The organism is Enterococcus alishanensis (assembly GCF_019218635.1).
GTDB lineage: Bacteria > Bacillota > Bacilli > Lactobacillales > Enterococcaceae > Enterococcus_A > Enterococcus_A alishanensis.
On sequence record NZ_JAHUZB010000010.1, the window covers coordinates 72,853 to 79,785 of the forward strand.

5 protein-coding genes, 19 tRNA genes and 1 riboswitch are annotated in these 6,933 nt (G+C 41.8%); of the genes, 2 read left to right on the forward strand and 22 right to left on the reverse strand.

All coding sequences use genetic code 11. The features are described from left to right. Together mnmL and mnmM are read left to right on the forward strand one after the other, a co-directional pair. Positions 1-957: a tRNA modification radical SAM protein MnmL/YtqA gene (mnmL, locus tag KUA55_RS16900; protein ID WP_218327576.1), complete on the forward strand. Its 957-nt coding sequence runs from the start codon at positions 1-3 to the stop codon at positions 955-957. Next, positions 951-1,508 carry a tRNA 5-(aminomethyl)-2-thiouridylate-methyltransferase MnmM gene (gene mnmM, locus KUA55_RS16905; protein ID WP_218327577.1) on the forward strand — a complete coding sequence of 186 codons (558 nt, stop codon included), beginning with the start codon at positions 951-953 and terminating at the stop codon, positions 1,506-1,508. The genes mnmL and mnmM overlap by 7 nt, the downstream gene beginning before the upstream one ends. Positions 1,509-1,518: 10 nt before the next feature. Here the strand turns inward: mnmM and KUA55_RS16910 are convergent, their stop codons facing one another. The 22 genes from KUA55_RS16910 to KUA55_RS17015 form a co-directional block, all read right to left on the reverse strand. Next, the gene (locus KUA55_RS16910; RefSeq protein ID WP_218327578.1) at positions 1,519-2,316 is read right to left on the reverse strand and encodes an alpha/beta hydrolase; all 798 of its coding nucleotides are present in this window, start codon (positions 2,314-2,316) and stop codon (positions 1,519-1,521) included. 18 nt (positions 2,317-2,334) lie between these two features. Continuing rightward, complete coding sequence (locus KUA55_RS16915; protein WP_218327579.1) at positions 2,335-3,807, reverse strand: MDR family MFS transporter; 1,473 nt, start codon at positions 3,805-3,807, stop codon at positions 2,335-2,337. Between the two features lie 75 nt (positions 3,808-3,882). Further along, a complete protein-coding gene (metK, locus tag KUA55_RS16920) occupies positions 3,883-5,070 on the reverse strand; it encodes a methionine adenosyltransferase (protein ID WP_218327580.1) in 1,188 nt (395 codons plus the stop codon). Further along, positions 5,068-5,151, reverse strand: a riboswitch (SMK box riboswitch). (Overlaps the previous gene by 3 nt.) An 80-nt stretch (positions 5,152-5,231) precedes the next feature. Beyond that, a tRNA-Glu gene (locus tag KUA55_RS16925) sits at positions 5,232-5,303 on the reverse strand. 12 nt (positions 5,304-5,315) lie between these two features. Further along, positions 5,316-5,403: transfer RNA gene (locus tag KUA55_RS16930), tRNA-Ser, on the reverse strand. 26 nt (positions 5,404-5,429) lie between these two features. Next, a tRNA-Ile gene (locus KUA55_RS16935) sits at positions 5,430-5,503 on the reverse strand. An 18-nt stretch (positions 5,504-5,521) separates the two neighbouring features. Next, positions 5,522-5,592, reverse strand: a tRNA-Gly gene (locus KUA55_RS16940). A 1-nt stretch (position 5,593) separates the two neighbouring features. Next, positions 5,594-5,669 (reverse strand) — tRNA-Asp (locus KUA55_RS16945). Between the two features lie 20 nt (positions 5,670-5,689). After that, positions 5,690-5,763: transfer RNA gene (locus KUA55_RS16950), tRNA-Met, on the reverse strand. 13 nt (positions 5,764-5,776) lie between these two features. After that, positions 5,777-5,866 (reverse strand) — tRNA-Ser (locus tag KUA55_RS16955). Between the two features lie 20 nt (positions 5,867-5,886). Then, positions 5,887-5,958 (reverse strand) — tRNA-Glu (locus KUA55_RS16960). Positions 5,959-5,971: 13 nt separating this feature from the next. Then, positions 5,972-6,045 (reverse strand) — tRNA-Ile (locus tag KUA55_RS16965). An 18-nt stretch (positions 6,046-6,063) separates the two neighbouring features. Beyond that, positions 6,064-6,134 (reverse strand) — tRNA-Gly (locus tag KUA55_RS16970). Between the two features lie 10 nt (positions 6,135-6,144). Beyond that, positions 6,145-6,217 (reverse strand) — tRNA-Phe (locus tag KUA55_RS16975). 8 nt (positions 6,218-6,225) lie between these two features. Further along, positions 6,226-6,298, reverse strand: a tRNA-Asp gene (locus tag KUA55_RS16980). Between the two features lie 16 nt (positions 6,299-6,314). Then, positions 6,315-6,388, reverse strand: a tRNA-Met gene (locus KUA55_RS16985). A 13-nt stretch (positions 6,389-6,401) separates the two neighbouring features. Then, positions 6,402-6,491, reverse strand: a tRNA-Ser gene (locus KUA55_RS16990). A 15-nt stretch (positions 6,492-6,506) separates the two neighbouring features. Beyond that, a tRNA-Ile gene (locus tag KUA55_RS16995) sits at positions 6,507-6,580 on the reverse strand. Between the two features lie 15 nt (positions 6,581-6,595). Further along, positions 6,596-6,669, reverse strand: a tRNA-Met gene (locus KUA55_RS17000). Positions 6,670-6,684: 15 nt separating this feature from the next. After that, positions 6,685-6,757: transfer RNA gene (locus tag KUA55_RS17005), tRNA-Ala, on the reverse strand. A gap of 22 nt (positions 6,758-6,779) precedes the next feature. Beyond that, a tRNA-Pro gene (locus KUA55_RS17010) sits at positions 6,780-6,853 on the reverse strand. Positions 6,854-6,858: 5 nt separating this feature from the next. Next, a tRNA-Arg gene (locus KUA55_RS17015) sits at positions 6,859-6,932 on the reverse strand. Position 6,933 lies beyond the last annotated feature (1 nt).

Sequence of the window (6,933 nt, forward strand, 5' to 3'; positions counted from 1 at the left end):
ATGTTTGAATATAGTGATGATCCAAATAAACGATACCATTCTTGGAATTATGCGTTACGGCAAGAATTCGGTGGAAAGATTTTTAAAGTGCCGATTGACGGAGGCTTTGATTGCCCAAATCGAGATGGCACTGTTGCCCATGGCGGTTGTACATTTTGTAGCGTTTCTGGTTCTGGTGACATGATGGTCGCCCCGACTGATCCGCTACCAGCACAATTTAGTAAAGAAATCGACATGATGCATTTAAAATGGCCTAAAGTCGATCAATATATTGTTTATTTCCAAAATTTCACCAATACTCATGCACCAGTAGAAGTTATCCGTGAACGCTTTGAACAGGTAGTGAATCTGCCGGGTGTTGTTGGTTTATCTGTCGGTACTCGTCCCGATTGTTTGCCGCCTGAAGTCGTTGAATATTTAGCTGAATTAAATCAAAGACTTTATCTATGGGTGGAATTAGGATTACAAACAACTTATGAGGAATCTAGCAACTTAATCAATCGTGCCCATGATTATCCCACGTACATTGATGCTGTCGAACGTCTACGTAAGCATAATATTAATGTCTGTACCCACTTAATTAACGGATTGCCAGGCGAAAATTTAGAAATGATGCGGGAAAATGTCCGCCGGACAATTTTAGACTCAGACATTCAAGGCATCAAATTGCATTTATTGCATTTAATGAAAAAAACGCGGATGTTGCGAGATTATTCAGAAGGTCGTCTCCAACTGATGAGTAAAAGAGATTACGTTTCGGTCATCTGTGACCAATTAGAAATGATTCCGCCAGAAATTATTATTCATCGTTTGACTGGAGATGCCCCTTGGGATGCATTAGTCGGTCCCATGTGGAGTCTGAAAAAATGGGAAGTTCTTAATGCGATTGATGATGAAATGACACGTCGTGATTCTTTCCAAGGAAAATTTGCCGTTCGAGGTGCTTTCTCATGTTAAAAACAGCTTTGCATTTCAGCCACCAGTTATTAACCGACATTGTGGAAAAAGGCGATACGGTGATTGATGCTACTATGGGTAATGGCAATGACACCCTTTTTCTCGCCAAACTTGTGGATAAAACTGGCAAAGTTTATGCTTTCGATGTACAAAAACAAGCTGTCGAAAATACTGCCACCAAGTTAGGCACAGCTTATCCCCAAGCCACCTTATTTTTAGCCGGACACGAAGAAATCAATCAAAAGTTATCCCCTGTGGAAAAAATCAAAGCAGCGATTTTCAATTTAGGCTATCTGCCAAAAAGTGATAAATCCATTATTACTCAAGAAGACACAACTATTCCTGCGATGAAAGCCGTTTTAAATCGCCTTTTACCCACAGGTCGAATGATTTTAGTGATTTATTATGGCCACCCTGGTGGAGAACAAGAAAAAAATGCTGTACTAAATTTTTGTAGCCAACTACCACAAGAAGATTTCAGCGTCTTAACTTATCAATTCATCAACCAAAAAAATAATCCCCCGATTTTAGTTTGTGTGGAAAAAAAATAAGCCTCGAGAATTAATTTTCTCCAGGCTTTTCTTCTAGCATCCAAACCAATACTCGCTGAATCCATTGATCCCAAAAGACCCAATCATGTTGACCAGGACCATCTTCAAAAGTCACTGGCATCTCAGCCTGCCTCATTTTATGAGCCATATATTGACTAGCTGGATGCAAACCATCTTCGGTACCACAAGCTAAGAAAAAGCGCGGACTCATTTTCCCACTGGCAATAAAATCCTTCAACATTTGACTAGGATTATTTTTCGAAGTCATAAACTGATCAAATGGCCCTAAAACACCTTCCCAATAAGCAGCATCTCGAACTGCTAAAAAGTTCTCGATATCATTAAAATAGACTGCTCCTGATAAAGAAGCCACAGCAGCAAAGTTATCTGGTTTCAATAGACCTAATTTAACTGCGCCATAACCGCCCATTGATAGTCCAGCTGCAAAAGTCTTTTCTCGTTTATAGGTAATCTGAGGAAAAAATTCATGAACGATTTTCGGTAATTCCTCTGAGATATACTGCCAATATTTCATATCATAAGTGGTATCCGTGTAAAAACCTAAATCCGTTGAGGGCATCACCACAGCAATTTCATGATGACTAGCATAACGCTCAATCGAACTTTTTCTTAGCCAAATACTGTGATTTTGACCCATCCCGTGTAATAAATAAAGCACTGGAATATCCTCTGTCACACCGCGGGTTGCTGTACCAACCGTTTTTTTAGTGGCTTGTGGCAACAACACATTAAAAGAGACTTCCATTTCTAAAACATTTGAATAGGCACCAATTTCTAATAAAGCCATCTAACAACCTCCAATTTATTATAGTTTATCACTTTTCAGTGATTTGCCCATCAATAAAGTCAAAGCTAAAGCTACAATAATCAAGACAAACCCGCCAATATAAATAAAATGTAAACTTTCAAATAATATTCCCCTTAAAATTTCCCGTAAATCAGTGGCGATTTGCATCGCTGTATGAGGATTGATTAATTTGTTCATAATGTCTGGATCCAATTGTTCCCCAATTTGAGGCAATCGTCGAGCAATATCCCAATTCATTAAAATACCGAAGATTGAAATCATAACTGTCTGTCCAATCGTCCGTGATAAAGTATTAAAAGATGTAGCCACCCCAACATCCTTGGCTGGCACACTACTTTGTGCTTCTACCGTTGTTGTTGTCATGGACAAACCAAAGCCTAAGCCAAAGATTGATGAAACTACAAAAAATAAAAAGAAAGGTGTATTTTGCGGAAACATTACCATCATGATTGCACCAGCCAAGATAATCGTCAAACCAATCGTTAAAACTTTGCGGGGCGAATATTTTGCTAACAATCGTCCTGATAGAAAAGAACCAATCATCCAAACTAAGGATAAAGGTGCCAATACCAAACCGCCAATCGCCGCACTTCTACCAGCAACTCCTTGCATCCACATAGGAATATAGACATCCAAACTCATAATAAAACCACTCATTAAAGCTGCTACTGCATTAACCACTAGAAAATTTCGATTTTTAAATAAAACTAAATTAATCACCGGATCGTCGGCAGTTTTTTCTACCTTACGAAAAATCAAACCAAAAGTCAGTGTCAAAATAAATAATAAACCGACTCTTAAAGACAATCCATCGTCACCTAAAAATTGAAAACCCAACAATAAACTCACTAAAGTCAACATTAAAAAAAGACTACCTAAGACATCCATTTTTTGCTTAGTTTGCTGACGCGGTTTTTCCACAAAATAATACTGCATCATAAAAATCACAACAATTCCAATCGGTACATTGATAAAGAAAATCCAATGCCAACCGATTGTATCAACAATCAAGCCGCCAGCCAAAGGTCCCACAACACTAGAAATACCCCAAGCTGCACTATTTAAGCCTAAAACCTTAGTCCGCTGTTTAAAATCATACATATCAGCAATCATAGTCAAAGAAACCGGCATAATCGCTCCAGCACCAAATCCCTGTAATCCACGTGCTAAAATCAAGGTTTCCATCGTGTTAGACAGTCCCGACAAAGCAGAGCCCAATACAAATAAACTAATTCCAAAAATCATAATTGACTTACGTCCAATCTTATCTGCCAATTTCCCATAAATCGGCGTAACAGTCGCACTGGTCAACAAATAAATAGTAAACACCCAATTCATAATTTCAATTCCGTGCAAACTTCCCACAATCGTTGGCATTGCTGTCGTAACAATTGTCCCTTCAATGGCCGATAAAAAAGTTACAATAAAAATCCCAATCGTCACCATTTTTACATTTGTTTCTCGTTTCATTTTATCCTCCTAAAAATCCCACAAAAAAAGAGAGTCTCCGTTAATATCTTAACAGAAAACTCCCCTTAGATAATCTTATAAATTTAAACTTTTTTTCAATCCGTCGACTTTATCCAATTTTTCCCATGGCAAATCGATATCTGTCCGACCAAAATGTCCATAAGCCGCTGTTTGACTATAAATAGGACGTTGCAGATCAAGCATTTCAATGATGCCCGCCGGACGCAAATCAAAATTCTCCCGAATCGCTTCCGTCAGTTTTTCTTCAGAAACTTTACCCGTTTCAAAAGTATTCACTGCAATAGAAACAGGCTGTGCCACACCAATCGCATAGGCCAATTGTACTTCAACCTTATCAGCTAGACCAGCAGCAACAATATTTTTTGCAATATAACGAGCTGCATATGAAGCTGAGCGGTCTACTTTCGTAGCATCTTTTCCAGAAAAAGCACCACCGCCATGACGAGAATAACCGCCATAAGTATCAACGATAATCTTACGTCCAGTCAGGCCAGCATCCCCTTGAGGACCACCAATCACAAAACGGCCAGTTGGATTAATAAAGTATTTGGTTTTTTCATCTAACAATTCAGCTGGAATTACATAATTAATCACTTTTTCAATCACATCACGCCGAATTGTTTCATTATCAACCGCATCATTATGCTGTGTGCTAATAACAATTGCATCGACACGACTAGGTTTTCCATTTTCATCGTATTCAACAGTTACTTGAGATTTCGCATCCGGTCCATAATAAGAAACCTCACCCGATTTTCTCAAATCTGCCAATCGTTTCACTAAATGATGACTTAATGAAATAGGTAAAGGCATTAATTCAGGTGTTTCATCCACTGCAAAACCAAACATTAAACCTTGGTCTCCAGCACCGATGTCATCTAAATCTTCATCTTTATCCCGAGTCTCTAGGGCATCATCAACCCCTTGAGCAATATCCGGTGACTGTTCATCGATTGCAACTAAGACTGCAACATTGTCGCCATCAAAACCAAATTTCGAACCAGTATAACCAATTCGTTTGATCGTTTCTCTGACAACTTTTTGGATATCTACATAAGCTGTTGTAGAAATTTCTCCAAAAACTAAAACAAGCCCAGTTGTCACTGATGTCTCGCAGGCAACTCTGGCTTCCGGATCTTTTGCTAAAATAGCATCCAAAATTGCATCACTGATTTGATCAGCAACCTTATCTGGATGTCCTTCTGAAACAGATTCAGAAGTAAATAAACGACGTTCTTTCATAATAATCATTCCCCCTAATTTTTTTCGGTTACAAGGCACCTCTGAAACTTTTTCAGAGCCTATCGGGAACTTGCAACGAACCTATTGTAACAGAAAGCACTAACAAGTCAAAGCTTTTTTGATTACACAAAAAAAAGACGCTTAAACGTCTTTCGAACAAATGACCCGTACGGGACTCGAACCCGTGTTACCGCCGTGAAAGGGCGGTGTCTTAACCGCTTGACCAACGGGCCTAAATTTTAAAACGGAGAAGGAGGGATTTGAACCCTCGCGCCAGTTTCCCGACCTACACCCTTAGCAGGGGCGCCTCTTCAGCCACTTGAGTACTTCCCCAAAAATCATTAGAAATGATTTTTTAATGGGCCTAAATGGACTCGAACCATCGACCTCACGCTTATCAGGCGTGCGCTCTAACCAGCTGAGCTATAGGCCCATATAATAAAACTAGCAAAGCGGGTGACGAGAATCGAACTCGCGACAACAGCTTGGAAGGCTGTGGTTTTACCACTAAACTACACCCGCATGGCGGTCCCGACGGGATTTGAACCCGCGATCTCCTGCGTGACAGGCAGGCATGTTAACCCCTACACCACGGAACCAAAAGGCTAGTTTTATTAAATTGCGGGAGCAGGATTTGAACCTACGACCTTCGGGTTATGAGCCCGACGAGCTACCAGACTGCTCCATCCCGCGATAATATTAAAAAAGGAGGATAAGGGATTCGAACCCTTGCACGGTTTTACCCGCCTGACGGTTTTCAAGACCGTTCCCTTCAGCCGGACTTGGGTAATCCTCCAAGTATAACTATGAAACAAATGACCCGTACGGGACTCGAACCCGTGTTACCGCCGTGAAAGGGCGGTGTCTTAACCGCTTGACCAACGGGCCATAAAAATATCGATGGGCCTAAATGGACTCGAACCATCGACCTCACGCTTATCAGGCGTGCGCTCTAACCAGCTGAGCTATAGGCCCCAATCAAAAAACTAAAAAAGCGGGTGACGAGAATCGAACTCGCGACAACAGCTTGGAAGGCTGTGGTTTTACCACTAAACTACACCCGCAAAGCTATTATGGCGCGGGACAGAATCGAACTGCCGACACATGGAGCTTCAATCCATTGCTCTACCAACTGAGCTACCGAGCCGTAAAAAGCGGTCCCGACGGGATTTGAACCCGCGATCTCCTGCGTGACAGGCAGGCATGTTAACCCCTACACCACGGAACCGTATAATTTAGTTTAATTGCGGGAGCAGGATTTGAACCTACGACCTTCGGGTTATGAGCCCGACGAGCTACCAGACTGCTCCATCCCGCGATAATATTAAAAAAGGAGGATAAGGGATTCGAACCCTTGCACGGTTTTACCCGCCTGACGGTTTTCAAGACCGTTCCCTTCAGCCGGACTTGGGTAATCCTCCATAAGAAAGTCACGATGGACCTTGTAGGACTCGAACCTACGACCGGACGGTTATGAGCCGTCTGCTCTAACCAACTGAGCTAAAAGTCCAAGCTCGAAAAACAATCGCGGCGGAGGGGATCGAACCCCCGACCTCCCGGGTATGAACCGGACGCTCTAGCCAGCTGAGCTACACCGCGAAAATAAAATGAAAATGGAGCCTAGCGGGATCGAACCGCTGACCTCCTGCGTGCAAAGCAGGCGCTCTCCCAGCTGAGCTAAGGCCCCATGACAATGGTATTTCTATTAATCGGGAAGACAGGATTCGAACCTGCGACCCCTTGGTCCCAAACCAAGTGCTCTACCAAGCTGAGCTACTTCCCGAAATACGCGCCCAAGAGGAGTCGAACCCCTAACCTTTTGATCCGTAGTCAAACACTCTATCCAGTTGAGCTATGGGCGCA